The following is a 17,413-nucleotide window of genomic DNA, read 5'->3' as shown; positions in this document are numbered from 1 at the left end:
TTCGTCCCTCATCCCGCCGCGGACAGCGGGATGTCGAAGCGGAGATGCCATCCGCCGGAGTCGAGGGCCCGGGTCGACAGGGTCCCCTGGAGCAGTTCGATCCGCTCGGTGATCGCCGGCAGCCCCCACCCCAGGCCGATGCCGGGGATGGGGTCGCCGGCCGCGGTCGGGCCGTTGACCACCGTGGCCCGGAGGGCGTGGCCGGCGACGGCGACCTCGACGTCCACCGGCGCCCCCGGCGCGTGCCGGGCCGCGTTGGTCAGCGCCTCCTGCACGCAGCGGTACGCCGTCGTCGATACCACCGCGGGGAGGTCGTGGAGCGCGCCCTGCTGGCGGAGCTCCACCGGCATGCCCCGGTCGCGCCAGTACGCGACCAGCCCGTCGAGGGCGCGCAGGTCGGGGACGGACGCGGCGGAGTCGGGCGACGTGGCGCGGAGGTCGGCGAGGGCGCCCGCCAGGCTCGCGGCGGCGAAGCGCCCCTCGTCGCGCACCTCTTCGACCAGCTGGAGCGCCTGCTCGGGACGCCCCGGGGCGATCGCCAGCGCCGCGTCGGCGAGCGTGATGAGGCCGGCGAGGTGCTGGCCCGCCACATCGTGCAGCTCCTGTGCGATCCGTGCGCGCTCCTGCCGCTGCGCCTCGGCGACCCGTGCCTCGTGCTCGTCCCGGGCCCGGTCGGCCTCTTCGCGCGCCGCGCGCATCCGCCGCACCCGTCCCGCCCACCAGATGCCCAGCGTCGTCGCCGCCGCCGACGGGGCGACCAGGCTCGCCGCCTCGGCAGACAGCCAGAGGACCGCGACGCCGGGGCTCGTGCCGAGCGAGATCACGAGCGCCAGCAGGCCCCCGAGGATCGTGAGCGAGGTGATCGCGAGCCAGGTCACAGCCAGCGCCGCGGACCGCCGCGTGGCCAGCAGGAACAGCGCCAGCGCGATGACGAGGTACATGCCGGTGAGCCAGGTGGGCGCGGCGAGGCCCAGCGCCAGCGAGAGGTGGATCGCGGCCACGACGGCGACGGCCGTCTGCGGGAAGCGGTCGGCGACGCCGAGCACCGCCGCCTGCGCCGCGCAGCCGAGCACCAGGAGCGCGATCACCGCGGGCCTCGACAGCGCGAACGGCCACTCCTCGATCCCCTCGGCGAAGGCGGCGAGCGGGGTCGACAGCACCTGGACGGCCGTCGCCACGAACACCGTCAGCGCGAACAGCACGGACGCCCGGGTGTTCCCGAGGATCCGCGTGACGGCGGGATCACGCACCACCGACCGGGCCGGCGGGCCCGCGGGCGAGCTCGGAGACGGGTCGGGCGTGGGCATCGCGTCACCTTCCTCGGCGGGGCGGGCACGATCCTCGCCTGTTTCGTGCGGGGATCGGGCAAGTCCCTCCCCAGGGCGCTTGCCCGATCCCATTGTGCCGGTCGCCCGGCGGAGACCGTCCGGCTCAGTCGCGTCCGGCGGACACCTGTTCCGCCTGCAGGGTGCGGGCCCGGTCCGTCGATCCCCAGACGCCGACGACCTCCCCCTCGTCGCCGACGCTGGCGGCGCCCACTCCCGCGACACCCCAGTTCACGACCTGGTGGGTGACCCCCGGAGCCCCCGCCTCCGAGCTCACCACCCCGCCGATCCCGGGGATCTCCAGGACCAGGCCGTCGGTGAACCGCACCGACGATCCCGCCGGATCGCACGTGCGCGCGGGCCAGCGGTCGACGCCGGAGACCTCCACCGTCGTGCGCGCGCACGAGGGCAGGCCCTCCGACCCCGGCGGCACGGCGACCTGGGGGCCGGCGGCGCAGCCGGTGCTCCCGAGGATCGCGGCGGCGACCGCGGCCGCGGGCACCCACCGTCCGGTCGATCTCATGCCCTCATGCCTACCGGCCGCGCGGACGGCGCCCTGTCACGGGCGACATGCGACCGGGCGCCGGATGGGGCGGCGCGCGGCCGGTCCGGCCCCCGGGCGCCCCGTGCGGACGCGGGTGGGAACACCTACGGCGCCGCGTCGGCCATCGTGCGCAGCGGCGAGGACCCGACCGCCGATTTCACTCGATCGGGTGATGCCCTCTCACCAGCCGTGCTCGTTCAGCCACTCGCGTCGCCGCGCGATCTCGTCGTCCGGCTCGCCGGCATCGGAGGCGTCGTGGGGCTCGAGCCGTCCCGCCTCGTCGAGCACGACGAAGCGCTGGCACCGCTCGCACAGCGCCCGGCCGTGCGGGTAGCCGTCGGCACGCGGGGCAGCCGGCACCGCCGGGCGTCCCGAGCCGTCGCACCGGGCGGGATCGGAGCCGAGGTCGCTCCACATGATCGTGCGATGACGGTGCAGCCCCGCATGGCCGAGCGGGCGTGTGCAACGCCGCCCGCCGGCGCGGTGGCGGCAGAAACGCACCACGGTGTCCACGTGACGACGCTAGCCGCGACCGGGCCGCCGCCGGTCGGATCCGGCATAACTGAACATGTTCAGAAATGTAGTACGCTCGCGGCATGCAGAACGTGTCCCGTCCGATCGCCGTCCTCGCCGGGGCGAGCGGCTTCATCGGGCCCGCGGTCGAGGCGGCCTTCGCGGCCGACGGCTACGAGATCCGCCGCGTGGGCCGGAGCGCGGCCGTCCGGTGGAGCGACGCCCCGGCGCTGACGGCCGCGGTCGACGGCGCAGACGTCGTCGTGAACCTCGCCGGGAAGTCGGTCGACTGCCGGTACACCGACGCGAACAGGGAGGAGATCCTCCGCTCCCGCGTCGAGACGACCCGCGCCCTGCGCGAGGCCGTCGCGCGCGCGGAGCATCCGCCGCGCGTGTGGCTCAACGCATCGACGGCGACGATCTACCGGCACGCGATGGACCGGCCGCACACCGAGGCCGGCGAGCTCGGCACCGGCTTCTCGCCCGACGTCGCGCGGGCGTGGGAGCGCGAGCTGTTCGCGGACGACCTCCCCCGCACCCGCCGCGTGGCACTGCGCATGGCGATCGTGATCGGCGACGGCCCGGCGACGCGGATGCTGTTCCGCATCGCCCGCCTCGGCCTGGGCGGGGCGCAGCACGACGGGTGGAGCCTTCCCCACCGCCGCTACCGCGGCATCGGCGACCGTCCCACCGGTCCCGACACGGCGCCCTGGTACCGCACGCACGGGCGGCAGCGGTTCAGCTGGGTGCACATCGACGACGTGGTCGGCGCGATCCGCCTGCTCCGCGACGACGACGCCATCGCAGGTCCCGTCAACATCTCGTCGCCGCATCCCTCCGACAACCGCACGCTGATGCGCACGCTCCGACGGGTCGTGGGGATGCCGGTCGGTCTCCCCTCCGCGCGGTGGATGCTCGAGCCGGCCATGTGGGCGCTGCGCACGGAGCCCGAGCTCATCCTGAAGAGCCGGTGGGTGCTGCCCGGACGCCTGACCGGCGCGGGCTACGCGTTCCGGCACCCCGACCTCGAGGAGGCGCTGCGCGATGCGCGATGACGAGGGCGGCACCAAGGGCGCGCGCACGCGGGAGCGCATCCGCACGGCCGCGCTCGCGTCCTTCCGCGAGAACGGCTACGAGGCGACGACCATCCGCGGCATCGCCGACACGCTAGGGATGTCAGTGGGCGCGACGAACTACCACTTCGCCTCGAAGAATCAGCTCGTCCAGGAGCTGTACCGCGACGTGCAGGAGTCCCATCGCGACGCCGCGGCACCGGCGCTGGCCACCGAGACCCGCCTGATCGAGCGCCTGCGGATCGTCTTCTCGAGCGGCCTCGATCAGCTCGGCCCGTACCATGCGCACGCCGGCGAGTTCCTCGCCGCCGCCGCCTCGCCCCGCTCGCCGATCAACCCGCTGTCGGAGGAGTCGGCCGCCTCGCTCGCGATCGTCGAGGACCTCTTCCGCAGCGCCGTGGCGGGGGCGACGGGCGTACGCCTCCCCGACGAGATCCGCCGACTCCTCCCTCGCGCGCTCGTGCTCGGCCACCTGCTGCTGGCGCTCTCGTGGGTCTACGACGCCACGCCCGGCCAGCGCCGCACCCGGTTCCTGCTCGACCGCGGCCTGAACCTCCTCGGCACGGTGCTTCCGCTGGCACGGCTTCCGCTCCTGCGAGGGCCGGTCACCGAGGCGCTCTCGCTCCTCGGCGACCTCCGCGGCTGAGTCGACACGCAGGAAACCGCGCGGATGTCAACCCCGCGCGCAGAGGAATCACCGGCTTCTAGAGTCGTGCCACGCCCTTCGCGCGGGCACCCGCGACGCGCGATCACGGTGACCCGTACGGATCCCCCGGCGGATGAGCCCCGCGTCGACGACGGAGGTCCCGGTGACACCACCCACGGAAGAGGAGCCCACGGCCGCGCTCCTCGGCGGCAGGTACGTGCTCCGCGACAGCATCGGTCGCGGAGCGATGGGCGAGGTGTTCCGCGCCGACGACGTCGTGCTCGGCCGTGCCGTGGCGGTGAAGCTGCTGGGCACCGCTCCCGACGGCGCGCTGCTCGCGCCGCGCGCCCGCACCGAGATGTCGCTGCTGGCCTCCCTGAACCACCACTCGCTGGTGACTCTGTACGACGCGATGGTGGAGCCCGGGCAGACCCCGTACCTGGTGATGGAGCTCGTCGAGGGTCCGACCCTCGCCGCAGAGCTGCGGAACGGGCCGATGCTCCCCGCGCACGTCGCGCAGCTCGCCGTCGAGCTCGCCTCCGCGCTGCACGTCGTGCATGCGGCCGGAATCGTCCACCGCGACGTGAAGCCCTCCAACATCCTCCTCGCCACGGACCCGGTGCCCGGTCGTCGCCCCCGTGCGAAGCTGGCCGACTTCGGCGTCGCCTATCTCGCCGACGGCGAGCGCTTCACGTCGCCGGGGATGGTGGTCGGCACCGCCGCCTACCTCGCGCCCGAGCAGGTGCGCGGTGCGCCGCCCGCGCCTGCCGCCGACATCTACGCGCTCGGACTCGTGCTGCGCGAGTGCCTGACGGGTGAGCGGGCCTTCCCGGACGCCTCGGGCATCGGTGCGATCACGGCCCGGCTCATCGAGAGCCCGTCCCTGCCCGACGACCTCGGCGATGAGTGGATCGCGCTGCTCAGCCGCATGATCGCGTTCGACCCCGAGGAGCGTCCCGACGCCCTCGAGGTCGCGGAGCTGGCCGCGGCGCTCCCGGCGGTCACGCTGCCGCGCCGCACCGCACCCGCCCCGCCGGCGGGCGACGAGCCGACGGCGACCGCGCTCATGCCGTCTCCGGCCGCCGTCTCGGACCACGTCTCGCGGCGCGACCGGTCGGGACGTCGCCGCCGACGGCGCGCCCGCACGATCATCCTGGTCGGGTCGGCGCTGGCCGTCGCCGCCTTCATCGGCGTGAACGCGGCGACATGGGTCGGCAGCGTGAGCGGCGGATGGACGACCGTCCAGGACGAGCCCGCGCCGTCCGAGACGATTCCGGCGGACGCCGAGTCCGTCGTCGACGCGCCGGCCGACACGGACGGCGACATCGTTCCCGTGTCCAGCGTGACCACCGACACCACAGACGACACCGCGGACGACGGCGCGGACGGCGGCGGGACCGCCGTCGACACCTCCGACGGAGCGGACGACGGACGGGTCGATGACAAGGCCGTGCGGAAGGCGGAGCACGACGCCTCCAAGGCCGCGGACGCCGCGAAGCGCGAGGCCCGCAAGCAGGCGGAGGAGCAGCAGCGCGAGGCGGACAAGCAGGCGCGCGAGGCGGAGAAGCAGGCGCGAGAGGCAGCCAAGGACCCCCGGAAGAAGGGCAAGCCCGGCCGCGACTAGGCCGGTGCCTGACGGGCGGCCCCGGTCATCCGTCCTCGGCGCATCGCACCCCGGGGCGACGGTGTCAAGGGCGCTCCCCCCGCTGGGTGACGCGCCGTACGCTCGCCAGATGGATCCGACACCCAGCGAGCCCCGCACCGCCGACATCGTCGTGGCGGGGGGCGGCAACGGCGGCCTCTCCGTCGCGGGACGCCTGCGTCGCGCGGGCGTGCGCGACATCGTGGTCGTGGAGCCGCGTGAGGACCACTACTACCAGCCGCTGTTCTCCCATGTGGCCGGCGGCACGGCGCGGGCTCGGCAGGCGGTGCGTCCGCAGGCCGAGGTCATGCCCCGCGGCGTCCGCTGGATCCAGGACGCCGTCGCCGCCGTGGAGCCCGCGGACGACCGTGTCGTGCTCGGCCACGGCGGGACGCTCTCGTACCGGCACTTGATCCTCGCTCCCGGGATCCGGCAGGACTGGGATGCGGTGCCGGGTCTCACGGCGGCGATGCTGTCACCGCATGGAGCGTCGAACTACGTGTTCGACCTGGCCGCGAAGGCCTCGCCGCTGCTGCGCGACCTCCGCCGCGGCACCGTCGTGTTCGTCCAGCCCACCGGGCCCGCCTCGTGCGCGGGCGCGGCGCAGAAGCCGATGTATCAGGCGTGCGACTACTGGCGGCGCATCGGCGTGCTGCCCGATCTCCGGGTGGTCCTCCTCGTGGCGGACGACACGATCTTCGGCATTCCGGAGATCGACGCCGAGCTCGACCGGAAGATCGCCGAGTACGGCATCGAGGTCCACCTGGGCGCAGCGGTGCGCGAGGTCGACGCGGATCGCCGGACGATCGTCTTCACCACCGGCTCGGGCTCCCGCGCGCACAGCATCACCTACGACGCGCTCCTCGCCGAGCCGCCCCAGTCGGCGCCGCCCTTCATCGCCGACAGCGGCCTGTCGGCACCGGAGGCGGCGGGCTTCGCCGACGTCGATCCTCGCACCCTGCGGCACCGCCGGTTCCCGAACGTCTGGGCGCTCGGCGACGCCGCCGCGACGACGAACTCGAAGTCGGGCGGAGCCCTGCGCGCGCAGACGAAAGTGCTCGCCCAGAACCTGGTCGCGGTGCGAGCGGGGGCGGAACCGTCGGCGTCGTACGACGGCTACGGTGTCTGCCCGTTCACCGTGTCGCGCTCGACGGCGGTGTTCGCCGAGTTCGACGACCGCCGCCGGCTGACGCCGACCCTGCCCGCGTGGACGCGCTCGTACCGCGAGAGCCGGCTCAGCTGGATCATCGACCGCTACGTGTTCCCGCAGATCTACTGGCACCTGATCCTGCAGGGGCGCGCCTGACGGTGCTGTCAACCCCGGGCGCGACGCGGACCGCACGTCTACAGTGGGGGCGGAGGACTGCGAGATGACACCCCCCACCGAGGACGAGACCAGCGAGCTGCTCGCCGGCCGGTACGCCCGTAAGGAGCTGCTCGGCCGTGGAGCGATGGCGGACGTCTACCGCGCGGAGGACGTGCTGCTCGGCCGCGACGTGGCGCTGAAGGTCATGCGGGTGTCGGCGGACGGATCGCACCCCGCACCGCGCGCCCGCACCGAGATGGCCCTGCTCGCCTCGCTCAACCACCCCGCCCTCGTCACGCTCTACGACGGGTCGGTCGAGCCGGGCGGCGTCTCCTTCCTCGTGATGGAGCTCGTCGACGGCCCGACCCTGGCCGCGGAGCTCGCCCGCGGACCGCTGCCGGCGGCGGCCGTGGCCACCCTCGCCGCGGAGCTGGCGGACGGCCTGGACACCGTCCACGCGGCAGGCGTCGTGCACCGCGACATCAAGCCCTCGAACATCCTCCTCGCCGGGACCCCCGGCCGCCGGCGCGCGAAGCTCGCCGACTTCGGCATCGCCCACATGATGGAGGGCGAGCGCCTCACCTCTCCCGGCCTCGTCGTCGGCACGGCCGCATACCTGGCTCCCGAGCAGCTGCGCGGCGCTGCCCCCGCTCCGCCGGCCGACATCTACGCGCTCGGCCTGGTGCTGCGCGAGGCACTGCTCGGCGAGCGCGCCTACCCCGACGCCGAGGGGATCGGGGCCGCCATGGCGCGCCTCGTGGACTCGCCCGACGTGCCGGCCTGGGTCGGACCGCAGTGGCAGGGACTTCTGACCCGCATGACCGCCGCCGATCCCGCAGACCGCCCGACCGCCCACGAGGTCTACGAGGCGGCAGGCGGTCTGCCCTCGTCCATCTCCGCTCCGTCCGCCGCCTCGGAGACGGCCGTGATGCCCGCCACGGGGCCGACGGCCGTGCTGGCCGCGCCCGCGGCGGTGCCGCCGCCGCCTCCCCTCCCGGCGGCGACATCCCTCACCCCGTCGGCGGCCGTCCCGCCGCCTCCTCCGCTTCCGTCCTCGGCGGCGGCCCCCTCCGGCCGGCGCCGCCGTCGGGGCATGCTGCTCGCGGCCGCCGCGATCGTCCTCGTGGCCGTGATCGGCGCGGGGGCCGCATGGTGGCCGGGGCAGGGATCGCCGAGCACGTCACGATCCCCCTCTCCGACCGCACCGATCACCCCCGAGGTGGCGCCGTCGCCGTCGACCGACACCGACACCGCGTCGACGACCTCCGACGACACGGGCGACACCTCCGGGCAGACGCGGGAGGACCGCAAGGCCGCCGAAGCCGCCGAGCGCGAGGCGAAGAAGGCCGCGGAGGACGCGGCGCGCAAGGACGAGAAGAAGCCCGGCGGCAAGGGCAAGCCCGGCAAGGACTGATCGCGGTCTCGCGAGGAGCCCGGCGACGCCGTCGCCCACGGCTCAGGCGGGCCGTCGCCTCCGTCGCAGCCGCCAGGTGTTGCCCTGGCCCGGTTCGTGCACGAGCTCGTCGAGCGCGGCGAGCGCCAGGGCGAGACCGCGACCGGACTCGGCCTCCGCTCCCGGCATCGACACCTCATCGAGCCGGATCAGTGCCGGATCGGCGTCGTCGGTCAGGACCGCGGTCAGCGCGCCCGGATCGACCTCGAGGCGGATCGACACCGCAGGATGATCGGGACCCTCCGCGTGCTCGACGACGTTCGTCGCGACCTCGCTCACGGCGAGCGCGAAGAGCATGCGGTCCTCGTCGGAGACGTCGGGGACCGCGTTCCACAGCGATTCCAGCGCCGCGTGCACCGCGTCGACGAGGTTCAGGTCGGCCGGGCCCTCGACCAGGGCGTGGGCGAGCACGTCACTGGACATCGAACGCGGCTTCCGCGCTCGGGTACTCCCGGAGGACACGGTCGAGGTTGGTCAGCTTGAGCACGCGTCGCACGGTCTCGGGCACCGCGGCGATCCGCAGGTCGCCCTCGGCGAGGCGCGCCGACTTGAGCCCGCCGATCAGGGCGCCGATGCCCGAGGAGTCGATGAACTCGACCGCCGCCATGTCGACGACCACCCTCGGGCGGCCCGCCGCCACCGCGTCGTCGACGGACTGGCGCAGGCGCGGCGCCCCGGTGGCGGTCAGTCGTCCTTCGACGGCGACGACGGCGTAGTCGTCGTGGGTGGTGAGGGTGATGTTCATGCGTCCTGTCTCTCGTCGAGTGCTGCGGTTTCGGGGCGGAAGCCGCGGTATCGCGCGGCCTGGATGATGACGCTGAGGACGGCGAGGTCGTACACGACCCAGACCGTGTTGACGAGGGTGCCCGTCCCGTCGGCGGTGCCGAGGGCCACTCGGACGAGGCCGACGACGGCGGCGACGGCGAGCAGGGCCATCGCGGTGAGCTGGGGCCAGATCTGGCGCCACGGCGGCCCGCCGGATGCCCGGCCGTCCTTCTTGGTCACGACGAAGTTGAGCGACTTCCCCAGCACGACGTCGCGGAACGCGGAGACGCACGCAGCGATCCAGACCGGGAACAGTGCCAGGGAGTACTGCTGACCGCGCCAGGTGCGAAGTCCCTTCGCGACGACGACGAAGAGGATCTGGTTCACGAGGAAGTACGGCAGGAAGCGCGCGAAGAAGTCGACGGTCCACGCCGTCACCGGCAGGACGCCGAACAGCAGGTAGATGACCGGGGCGGCGATGTAGACGACCGCGGTGAACCCCGAGAGGTAGCTCCACATGGTCGCGAAGTACATCAGGCGCTGCCCGGCATCCAGTCCCTTCTTCGTGAGCGGGTTGTCCCGCAGCAGCACCTGCAGCGTGCCTTGGGCCCACCGCAGCCGCTGGGTGAGCATGGTGCGCAGGTCCTCGGGGGCGAGGCCCTCGGCGAGCGTCTCGTGGTGGTAGACGCTCCGCCATCCCAGCGCGTGGAGCTGCATGGCGGTGGCCATGTCCTCGGTGACCGAGATGGTGGCCAGAGGCTGCAGGGGCTGGGCCTCGTCCGGGCGGTCGACCCGCAGCGCGGCGAGCAGTCCGTCGACCGCCGCGACCGCCCCCAGCGGGGAGAGCTCCCGCACGGCCAGCGCGTCGAGGCCGCCCTCGTCGACGACGACCGCGTCGAGCTGGGCATCCCGCTGGACGGGCAGCTCTCCGATCGCCGCGAGATCGGCGTTCATCCCGGCGAGGTCACGGTCGACGAGACGACGCGACGCCTCGTGGATCGCCGCCTGCACCCGGTAGGTGACGTCGCCGATCGGCGCACCGGCGGCGACCTCGCCCCGCGCGGCCGTCACCACGCCCTGCAGCTCCGACAGCTCGCGCTGGAGCTCGGGCGGCGCAGATCGATCCGCGGCCGCCCGCTGCAGCATGCGGCTCGCCGCGCGCAGGGCGGACGTCAGCGAGTCCTCGAGGCTGCGCACGTACCCGACGATCCCCAGCTGCATGAGGGCGTCGCGGCGCAGGACGGCGTTCGACCCGCAGAAGAAGGCGGCGTTCCAGCCGTCCTTGCCCTGCTGGATCGGGCCGTAGAACAGCGGCGCCTGACTTCCGAGCGGATCGGCGTCGTCCACATTGACGAACCACTGCGGCGTCTGCACGAGCGCCACCTCCGGGTCGTCGGCGAAGTACCCGAGGGTCTTGTCCAGGATGTCCGGGTGGGGCACCTGGTCGGCGTCGAGGATCAGCAGGAACTCGCCGTCCGTCTGCAGGAGCGCGTTGTTGAGGTTGCCGGCCTTGGCGTGACGGGGCTTTCCCACCCAGTCCTCGGTGCGGGTGATGTAGCCGACGCCCGCCGCCTGAGCCGCCCGGGCCATGTCGGCCCGCGCGCCGTCGTCGAGGATCCAGGTGCGGTGCGGGTAGCGGATCCGCACCGCCGCCCGGGCGGTCGCCATCACCATCTCGACGGGCTCGTTGTAGGTGGTGATGAAGACGTCGGCGGTGCCCTGCGGGGCCGAACGCGGCGCCGGACGCTCGCGCGCGCGCCACATCGTGAGGGCGAAGAAGAAGGTGTCGATGAGGCTGTAGGTCTCGGCGATCACCAGCGGCACCGCGATCCACCACGCCTCCCAGTTGACCGAGGCGAGCCAGCGCCAGACGACGTAGTTGGCCCCGAGGAGCACCGACAGCAGCGCCAGGACGCGGATGACGAGGTGCCGCGCGGTCATGCGTCCCTCCGCACCACGAGGACCGTCAGATCGTCCGGCGCCGACGATGACCGTGCCAGGCGCTCCGCCTCGGCGACCGCGGCGGCGGGGCCGCCGGCGCGCAGTTCGCGCTGGACGTGCCCGAACGGGTCCTCCTCGTCGAGGATGTCGAGCAGGCCGTCCGAGCAGCACATCAGGATGTCGCCGGGGGCGAGGGTGGCCGTCCCCTCGGAGCGCGGCTCGTACATCCCCATCCCCAACGGCAGACCGGTCGAGCGCAACGGCTCCCAGGTGTCGTCCGCGCGCAGGATGTAGGCGAGCCCGTGGCCGGCGTCGACGAAGGTGACCACGCCGTCGGCGGGGTCCAGCTCGGCGTGGAGGCCGGTGACGAACATGTGCACGTCCTCCAGGTCGTCGGCCAGGCGCTGGTCCACCTCGGAGACCGCCGCCACGAGGGAGCGGTCGGGCGCGGTGCGGAGCGCGGCGCGCACGCCCGCCGCCACGAGACCGGCGCCGATCCCCTTGCCCATGACGTCGGCGAGCGAGAGCCTCAGCCGGCCGTCGTGCAGGTACCAGTCGTAGAAGTCGCCCATCACCTGGCCGGCCGGCACGGCGACCGCCGCGAGCGTGTACCCCTCGATGGCCGGGGTGTCGTGCGGCAGGAGCGCGCGCTGGACGATCGTGGCCTGGGTGAACTCGTGCTCGCGGGTCAGCTCGGCCTGCACCCACGCCGCCAGCTCGGTGAGGACGGTGCGGTCCGCCTCGGTCAGCCGCCGCGGGCGGGTGTCCAGGATGCACAGGGTGCCGATGTGCTCGCCACCGGGCGCTTCGAGCGGCTGCCCGGCGTAGAAGCGCAGTCGCGGGTCGCCGACGACGAACGGGTTGTCGGCGAACTCGTCGTCCTTCTCGGCGTCCTCGACGACGAGCATGCGACCGCGGGCGACGGTGGCGTCGCAGAAGGAGTCCTCGCGGGGCGCCTCGTTGCCGCCCAGCCCGAGCTCCGACTTCCGCCACTGGCGATCCCGGTCGAGCAGGGTGACGCTCACCATCGGGACGTCGAAGAAGTCCCGCGCCAGCCGCGTCACGCGGTCGATCCGCTCATCGGGCGGCGTGTCGAGGATGCCGAGCGCCTCGACGGCGCGCTGGCGCCGAGTCTCGATGTCGACCGTCTGATCCGCGAACGTCATGCGTCACACCTCGCGCTCCGCGATCGCCGTCCGCAACGTCGCGCGGGGGGACGGTGGGGGGCGACCGACCCGACGCCTGCGTTCGCAGGCCCGTCTCCACCCTAGCGACGGCGACCCCGGGCGCCAGGGGGCTTGCGGTCGCTCCCGGCACCTGGCACGTCGTGCGATTGGCGCGCCTCACCGTACGCTGATAGACCGGACGACGTACGCGTCTGCGCGAGAGGGATCCATGACTGACACAGAGCGCCACATCTTCGAGCCCGACGGCCGGGCCATCCCGTTCGTCGACGAGGGAGCCGGTCCGGCGCTGGTCCTCGTCCCCGGCAAGGGACTGGACCCCGTGCACCTCGGAACCCTCGCTCACGTGATCCTCGAGGAGGACTTCCGGATCGTGCGGATCGGGTCGCGCCACTCCGGGGCCGACGAGGGAACGACCCTGCTCGAGGCCGCACAGGACGTCGTCGACGTCATGGACCATCTCGGGATCGCCGACGCCTGGGTGGGCGGGCACGCGTTCGGCGGCACCGTCGCACGGGCGGTCGCACGCGCCCACCACGACCGCGTCAACGGCGTGCTGCTCCTGTCGGTGGAGGCCGACGTGCCGGCCGAGGCCGCCCTCGCCGAGGGGATCCCGGTGCTCGTGCTGCAGGGCTCCGACGACGACATCACCCCGCCCGCCAACGGCGAGGCGCTGCGCGATGCGGCGCCGGGGCTCGTGAGCCTCGTGACGATCGAAGGCGCCGGCCACCTGTTCGCCGCGACCCACGCGGGCGAGACGGCCGCCGTCATCGAGGACTACCTCGACTGGGACTGACGTGACCGCGCTCCCGCAGCCCCGCCTCCGCGACGCCGTGGCCCGTGACGGCGAGGCGATCGCGGCGATCTACAACGACGCGGTCGCCCGCACCACCGCGATCTGGAACGAGACGACCGTGGACGCGGCCGACCGGGTGGCCTGGATGGCGGCCCGACAGGACGCCGGTCACCCCGTGATCGTCGCGGTCGACGCCGGCGACGAGGCGATCGGCTACGCCACCTACGGGCCGTGGCGGCCGCACGACGGCTATCGGCACACGGTGGAGCACTCGGTGTACGTCCGCGGCGATCAGCGCGGCCGGGGCCTCGGCACGGCGCTCATGGAGGCCGTGATCGCGCGGGCGCGCAGCGCCGGCGTCCACGTGATGATCGCCGGGATCGAGGCCGGCAACGCCGGATCGATCCGGCTCCACGAGGCGCTGGGCTTCACGCACGTCGGCACCGCGGCGCAGGTGGGCACGAAGTTCGGTCGCTGGCTCGACCTGACCTTCCTCCAGCTCACCCTCGACGCCGATCCGCCGACTCCCCGCTGATCCTCAGCCGCCGGTCGTAGCCTGGCGGTGATCGTCAGGAGGCATCATGCGCAGACAGCTCGCCGCGGCATCCCTCGCGATCGCCGGCCTCGTCCTCACGGCCTGCGCGACAGGAGCACCCATGCCCGAGCAGTCCTCGTCCCGCCCGCCGTTCCAGACCACGACGCCCGGCGCGATCGGCCCGACCGGCACGCCGGCCGATGTCCCGGCCGATCGGTGGACGGCGATCGAGGACGACCTCGCCGCCCGCGGCGTCACCGGCACGCCCGAGCTCGTCTCCGCCGAGCAGGTCACCTTCAGCGACGGGTCGCTCGGCTGCGCCGAGCCGGGGCAGTCCTACACGCAGGCGATGGTCGACGGCATGCGGGTGATCGTGTCGGTCGAGGGCACGACGTACGACTACCGCCTCGGCGAGGGCGTCCTCAAGCTCTGCACGCGCTGACACCGCGCGGACACACCGGAGGGGCGGTGCATCACGCACCGCCCCTCCGGGCTGGGGAGCCTTACTTGACCTTCAGCAGCAGCGCCTCGTTGGCACCCGACTGGTTGTCGAACACGACCACCATCGAGCCGAGCGGCTTCTGCGTCTTGTAGGCATCGCCGTCGACCGTCACCGACACGCTCGCGCTGCCCCGCTTGGGGACCGTCGCGAACTGGCCGTTGCTGATGGCCGGGGCCGTCGGGTCGTACGTCGCCGTTCCGGAGATCGCGTCCGTCCCGCTGTTGGTGAGGCTGAACGACTGCACGGTGTAGTCGAACTCACCGTCCACGTCGACGTCGCTGGCCCACACCGGCAGCAGGATCGTGCTGCTGTCGGTCGGAGCCTGGGCGAGGAAGCCGCTCGCGTAGAGGTTGCCGGTGGCGATCTCCTGCACGAACACCTCCGCGACACCGTCGACGCTGCCCGCACGCACCGCGCCCGAGTCGTAGGAGAACACGATCCAGTCCGGCTCGCCGTCTCCGTCGACGTCGAGGACGACGTCGAACTCGTTCGATGCGGCGTTGGACCACCGCTTGTGCGTGTTGACGGCGAACACCAGCAGGTGGTCGTCACCGTCCGCGAACGACTGCACACCGGCGGCACGCAGGTCGTACCCGGTGTCGGCGATCGCCTTCGGGGCGTCCTTCTTGTCGGACAGGCCCCACGTGTAGACGTCCGCGCCGGCATCGAGCGCGCCGAGCGTGTTGCGCAGCGTGATCTTCTTGGTGCCGTCCTTGACCTTGTCCTTGTGGGAGAACAGGGTCGAGACGTTCGCGCTCACCTTGCTGTTCGAGCGCGGCACCAGCAGGTACGGGACCCGCAGCGTGGAGTTCGCCGACGTCAGCACGACGTCGCCGGAGATCTCGTAGAACGCGTACTGGTCGTCGCTGAGCACCGAGGTCGGGATGTCCCGAGCCGCCGCGCCGACGGCGACGACGAGCTTGGCGCTGCCGCCGCCGCGGACCGTGATCTTCTTCTTGCTGAACTTCACGCTCGCCTTGGCCGACTGCTCCGAGGGAGATGCCGAGACCGAGAAGGTCACCGACTTCTTGCCGTGGTTCTTGATCGTCACCGTCTTGACGCCGCCGAACCCGAGTGCCGACTCCTGGAAGCCGAAGCTCAGCGCCGCCTCGCGCGCCCAGCCGCTCTCGGTGCGGAACGCGTCACCGGTGGCGGTGACCTGTGTCGCCACGGCCTGCGCCGTGTCGACCAGTCCCAGGCCGCCGAGGGTCAGGCTCTGACCGGCGACCTTGTCGGGGTCGGCGGTCGAGACGATCGCCGCTGCGACCTGCGGGGCCGACCACGTCGGGTGCGACTGCACCGTCAGCGCGGCGACGCCGGCCACGTGCGGGGCCGCCATCGAGGTGCCCGACAGGATCGCCGCGCCGTTTCCGGAGCCGACGGCCGCCGACGAGATCGAGACGCCCGGAGCCGCCACGTCGGGGCTGATCGCGCTGTCGCCCGATCGCGGACCCGAGGACGTGAACGACGCGTACCCGCGGAAGCCGGGGTTCGTGATCGTCGCGGCGGCGATGGTCGCCGTCTCGCCCGCCGTGAGGTCGGCGCCGTCGGAGGAGCGCACCCCGAGGAACGGGATCGTCACGACGTACTCCTCGCCGGTGTCGGGGTTCGAGGTGATCTGTCCCTCGTACGGCGGCAGGTCGTCGGTCGAGTTGACCATGACGACCGCGGCGGCACCGGCCTGCTGGCCGTAGATCGCCTTGGCGACACGCGCGCAGGTGCCGCGGGTGACGACGGCGAGCTGGTTGCCGCCCTCGACGATGCCCGCCTTGGTGAAGGCCTCCGCGGAGCATCCGAGCGCCTCGTTCTCCGAGGTCGCGGGGTCGTCGGCGACGCGGACGACGGTGAGGTCGCCGAGTCCCTCGAGCGACGCGCCGTTCGCGTTGATCGCTTCGACGGTGTTGCCGCCGACGGTGATCGTCGCGCCCGGGAAGCTCTCGGTGCTGTCGACCGCCGAGACGGCGATCACGCCGTCACCGGTGCCCGGCGAACCGGTCAGGTACGGGTTGTGGCCCGAGTTGCCGGCCGAGGCGACCACGACCACGCCCGCGCCCACGGCGTTGGCGGCGGCGACGGCGTCCGGGTCGTCCCCACGCCCGTACGACGAGCCCAGCGACATGTTGATGACGTCCATGCCGTTCGCGACGGCCCAGTCGATGGCCGGCACGACGACGTCGGTCGAGCCGTCGCAGCCGAAGACGCGGACCGCGTAGAGGTCGGACTCGGGCGCGACGCCCGGGCCCACGCGGAACTCGTTCGACGACGTCGTCGAGTCGTACGCGCCGGTGTAGGTCGTCCCGTCGGCGAGCACGCCCGAACCGCTCGAGGTGCCGGCGACGTGCGAGCCGTGGCCGTTGCAGTCGAGCGGGTTGGAGTCGGGGTGGGGCACCGGCTGGTACGAGTCGCTGCCCGGGTCGGCGTTGTAGTCGTCGCCGACGAGGTCGATGCCGCCCTTGACGCGCGGGGCGTCGGGCCCGTAGAGCGCAGGGTCGGCCGGCTGGTCGGAGGTGGCCGCGGCCGCCTCGAAGGAGGCGACGGTGCCCGGGCCCCCGAAGGTGGCGTGGGTGTAGTCGATGCCGGTGTCGAGGATCGCCACCTTGACGTTCTCGCCCGTGTAGCCGGTGTTCTCCCACACCTGCGGCACGCCGAGGAACGGCACGGACACGGCGTTGTCGAGCTCGTAGGTGCGCACGGGGTGGATCGCGACGACGCCCGGCAGCTCGGCGACGGCGTCGAGCTCGTCCGCGGGGACGGAGGCCTGGATGCCGTTGTAGGCCGACTGCATCTGGGCCTGGATCTTGCCGCCCTTGCCGGTGATCGAGCCGCGGATCGAGTCCTGCGCCTTCTTCAGCTTGCCCTTCACGGACGAGCGCTCTGCAGAGGTGAGATCCCTCCCCTTCTCGGCCTGCACCACGGCGACGGGATCGCCGGTCATCTCGATGATGACCGTGACGCGCCCGTCGGAGCCGATCGCGGAGGCCGAGAGCGTGCTGTCGACGCTGCCGCGGGAATCGGACTGCGTGAAGCGCGACGACGGATCGTCGTCGGTTGCGGCCAGGGCCGCGGTCGAGGGCAACATCAGCGCGATCGCGCCGACTGCTGCCAGAGTGCGTCGTTGCAAGGTGGAACCGCCTTTCGTGCAGGGGTCAGGACCGCCGCTTGTTGAGCGGGGGCTGAAAGGAGGCTAT

At 73.1% G+C, this 17,413-nt stretch carries 16 protein-coding genes; 8 read left to right on the top strand and 8 right to left on the bottom strand.

Annotation, left to right across the window (positions count from 1 at the left end; genetic code table 11):
- Positions 1-8: 8 nt before the first annotated feature.
- The 3 genes from ACPWUT_RS02780 to ACPWUT_RS02770 all read right to left on the bottom strand — a co-directional run bounded on the left by ACPWUT_RS02780 (position 9) and on the right by ACPWUT_RS02770 (position 2,382).
- Positions 9-1,307: a histidine kinase gene (locus tag ACPWUT_RS02780; protein ID WP_425840378.1), complete on the bottom strand. Its 1,299-nt coding sequence runs from the start codon at positions 1,305-1,307 to the stop codon at positions 9-11.
- 124 nt (positions 1,308-1,431) lie between these two features.
- On the bottom strand, positions 1,432-1,848 hold the full coding sequence (locus tag ACPWUT_RS02775) for a hypothetical protein (protein WP_284530319.1): 417 nt from the start codon (positions 1,846-1,848) through the stop codon (positions 1,432-1,434).
- Between the two features lie 201 nt (positions 1,849-2,049).
- Entirely contained in the window at positions 2,050-2,382 is a 333-nt protein-coding gene (locus ACPWUT_RS02770) for a hypothetical protein (RefSeq protein WP_425840375.1), read from the bottom strand.
- 83 nt (positions 2,383-2,465) lie between these two features.
- Here ACPWUT_RS02770 and ACPWUT_RS02765 point away from each other — a divergent pair, with 83 nt between their 5' ends.
- The 5 genes from ACPWUT_RS02765 (at position 2,466) to ACPWUT_RS02745 (ending at position 8,463) form a co-directional block, all read left to right on the top strand.
- Positions 2,466-3,437, top strand: coding sequence for an epimerase (locus ACPWUT_RS02765; RefSeq protein ID WP_425840372.1), 972 nt, complete (start codon positions 2,466-2,468; stop codon positions 3,435-3,437).
- Positions 3,427-4,101, top strand: a complete 675-nt coding sequence (locus tag ACPWUT_RS02760; RefSeq protein WP_425840369.1) for a TetR/AcrR family transcriptional regulator — start codon at positions 3,427-3,429, stop codon at positions 4,099-4,101. Before ACPWUT_RS02765 ends, ACPWUT_RS02760 begins: the two co-directional genes overlap by 11 nt.
- A 163-nt stretch (positions 4,102-4,264) precedes the next feature.
- Positions 4,265-5,725 carry a protein kinase domain-containing protein gene (locus ACPWUT_RS02755; protein WP_425840366.1) on the top strand — a complete coding sequence of 487 codons (1,461 nt, stop codon included), beginning with the start codon at positions 4,265-4,267 and terminating at the stop codon, positions 5,723-5,725.
- Between the two features lie 109 nt (positions 5,726-5,834).
- The gene (locus ACPWUT_RS02750; RefSeq protein WP_425840363.1) at positions 5,835-7,049 is read left to right on the top strand and encodes an NAD(P)/FAD-dependent oxidoreductase; all 1,215 of its coding nucleotides are present in this window, start codon (positions 5,835-5,837) and stop codon (positions 7,047-7,049) included.
- Between the two features lie 64 nt (positions 7,050-7,113).
- A complete protein-coding gene (locus ACPWUT_RS02745) occupies positions 7,114-8,463 on the top strand; it encodes a serine/threonine-protein kinase (protein WP_425840360.1) in 1,350 nt (449 codons plus the stop codon).
- A 42-nt stretch (positions 8,464-8,505) separates the two neighbouring features.
- Here the strand turns inward: ACPWUT_RS02745 and ACPWUT_RS02740 are convergent, their stop codons facing one another.
- Genes ACPWUT_RS02740 through ACPWUT_RS02725 form a run of 4 tightly spaced genes read right to left on the bottom strand, consistent with a single transcriptional unit; the run spans position 8,506 to position 12,374 of the window.
- Positions 8,506-8,925 carry an ATP-binding protein gene (locus tag ACPWUT_RS02740; protein ID WP_425840357.1) on the bottom strand — a complete coding sequence of 140 codons (420 nt, stop codon included), beginning with the start codon at positions 8,923-8,925 and terminating at the stop codon, positions 8,506-8,508.
- Entirely contained in the window at positions 8,915-9,247 is a 333-nt protein-coding gene (locus ACPWUT_RS02735) for an STAS domain-containing protein (RefSeq protein WP_284530309.1), read from the bottom strand. Before ACPWUT_RS02735 ends, ACPWUT_RS02740 begins: the two co-directional genes overlap by 11 nt.
- Complete coding sequence (locus ACPWUT_RS02730; RefSeq protein ID WP_284530308.1) at positions 9,244-11,208, bottom strand: glycosyltransferase family 2 protein; 1,965 nt, start codon at positions 11,206-11,208, stop codon at positions 9,244-9,246. The genes ACPWUT_RS02735 and ACPWUT_RS02730 overlap by 4 nt, the downstream gene beginning before the upstream one ends.
- Positions 11,205-12,374, bottom strand: coding sequence for a PP2C family protein-serine/threonine phosphatase (locus ACPWUT_RS02725; RefSeq protein WP_425840353.1), 1,170 nt, complete (start codon positions 12,372-12,374; stop codon positions 11,205-11,207). Before ACPWUT_RS02725 ends, ACPWUT_RS02730 begins: the two co-directional genes overlap by 4 nt.
- Before the next feature lie 229 nt (positions 12,375-12,603).
- Between ACPWUT_RS02725 and ACPWUT_RS02720 the strand changes: the two genes are divergently transcribed.
- Genes ACPWUT_RS02720 through ACPWUT_RS02710 form a run of 3 tightly spaced genes read left to right on the top strand, consistent with a single transcriptional unit; the run spans position 12,604 to position 14,165 of the window.
- Complete coding sequence (locus tag ACPWUT_RS02720) at positions 12,604-13,188, top strand: alpha/beta fold hydrolase (RefSeq protein ID WP_284530306.1); 585 nt, start codon at positions 12,604-12,606, stop codon at positions 13,186-13,188.
- Position 13,189: 1 nt separating this feature from the next.
- Complete coding sequence (locus tag ACPWUT_RS02715) at positions 13,190-13,723, top strand: GNAT family N-acetyltransferase (protein WP_425840349.1); 534 nt, start codon at positions 13,190-13,192, stop codon at positions 13,721-13,723.
- A 46-nt stretch (positions 13,724-13,769) separates the two neighbouring features.
- On the top strand, positions 13,770-14,165 hold the full coding sequence (locus ACPWUT_RS02710; RefSeq protein ID WP_284530304.1) for a hypothetical protein: 396 nt from the start codon (positions 13,770-13,772) through the stop codon (positions 14,163-14,165).
- 61 nt (positions 14,166-14,226) lie between these two features.
- Here the strand turns inward: ACPWUT_RS02710 and ACPWUT_RS02705 are convergent, their stop codons facing one another.
- Positions 14,227-17,346: a S8 family serine peptidase gene (locus ACPWUT_RS02705; RefSeq protein ID WP_425840346.1), complete on the bottom strand. Its 3,120-nt coding sequence runs from the start codon at positions 17,344-17,346 to the stop codon at positions 14,227-14,229.
- Positions 17,347-17,413 lie beyond the last annotated feature (67 nt).

The organism is Microbacterium sp. PA5 (genome assembly GCF_049860775.1).
Taxonomy (GTDB): domain Bacteria; phylum Actinomycetota; class Actinomycetes; order Actinomycetales; family Microbacteriaceae; genus Microbacterium.
The sequence above is the reverse complement of the archived record's forward strand: the minus strand, read 5'-3'. Positions and strand labels throughout refer to the sequence as shown.

Excerpts from the sequence above, each read along its gene's own strand:
- ACPWUT_RS02750 (WP_425840363.1), top strand. The coding sequence starts at position 5,835 with ATGGATCCGACACCCAGCGAGCCCCGCACCGCCGACATCGTCGTGGCG.
- ACPWUT_RS02730 (WP_284530308.1), bottom strand. The coding sequence starts at position 11,208 with ATGACCGCGCGGCACCTCGTCATCCGCGTCCTGGCGCTGCTGTCGGTG.
- ACPWUT_RS02760 (WP_425840369.1), top strand. The coding sequence starts at position 3,427 with ATGCGCGATGACGAGGGCGGCACCAAGGGCGCGCGCACGCGGGAGCGC.
- ACPWUT_RS02725 (WP_425840353.1), bottom strand. The coding sequence starts at position 12,374 with ATGACGTTCGCGGATCAGACGGTCGACATCGAGACTCGGCGCCAGCGC.
- ACPWUT_RS02780 (WP_425840378.1), bottom strand. The coding sequence starts at position 1,307 with ATGCCCACGCCCGACCCGTCTCCGAGCTCGCCCGCGGGCCCGCCGGCC.
- ACPWUT_RS02775 (WP_284530319.1), bottom strand. The coding sequence starts at position 1,848 with ATGAGATCGACCGGACGGTGGGTGCCCGCGGCCGCGGTCGCCGCCGCG.
- ACPWUT_RS02765 (WP_425840372.1), top strand. The coding sequence starts at position 2,466 with ATGCAGAACGTGTCCCGTCCGATCGCCGTCCTCGCCGGGGCGAGCGGC.
- ACPWUT_RS02745 (WP_425840360.1), top strand. The coding sequence starts at position 7,114 with ATGACACCCCCCACCGAGGACGAGACCAGCGAGCTGCTCGCCGGCCGG.
- ACPWUT_RS02720 (WP_284530306.1), top strand. The coding sequence starts at position 12,604 with ATGACTGACACAGAGCGCCACATCTTCGAGCCCGACGGCCGGGCCATC.
- ACPWUT_RS02740 (WP_425840357.1), bottom strand. The coding sequence starts at position 8,925 with ATGTCCAGTGACGTGCTCGCCCACGCCCTGGTCGAGGGCCCGGCCGAC.
- ACPWUT_RS02710 (WP_284530304.1), top strand. The coding sequence starts at position 13,770 with ATGCGCAGACAGCTCGCCGCGGCATCCCTCGCGATCGCCGGCCTCGTC.
- ACPWUT_RS02735 (WP_284530309.1), bottom strand. The coding sequence starts at position 9,247 with ATGAACATCACCCTCACCACCCACGACGACTACGCCGTCGTCGCCGTC.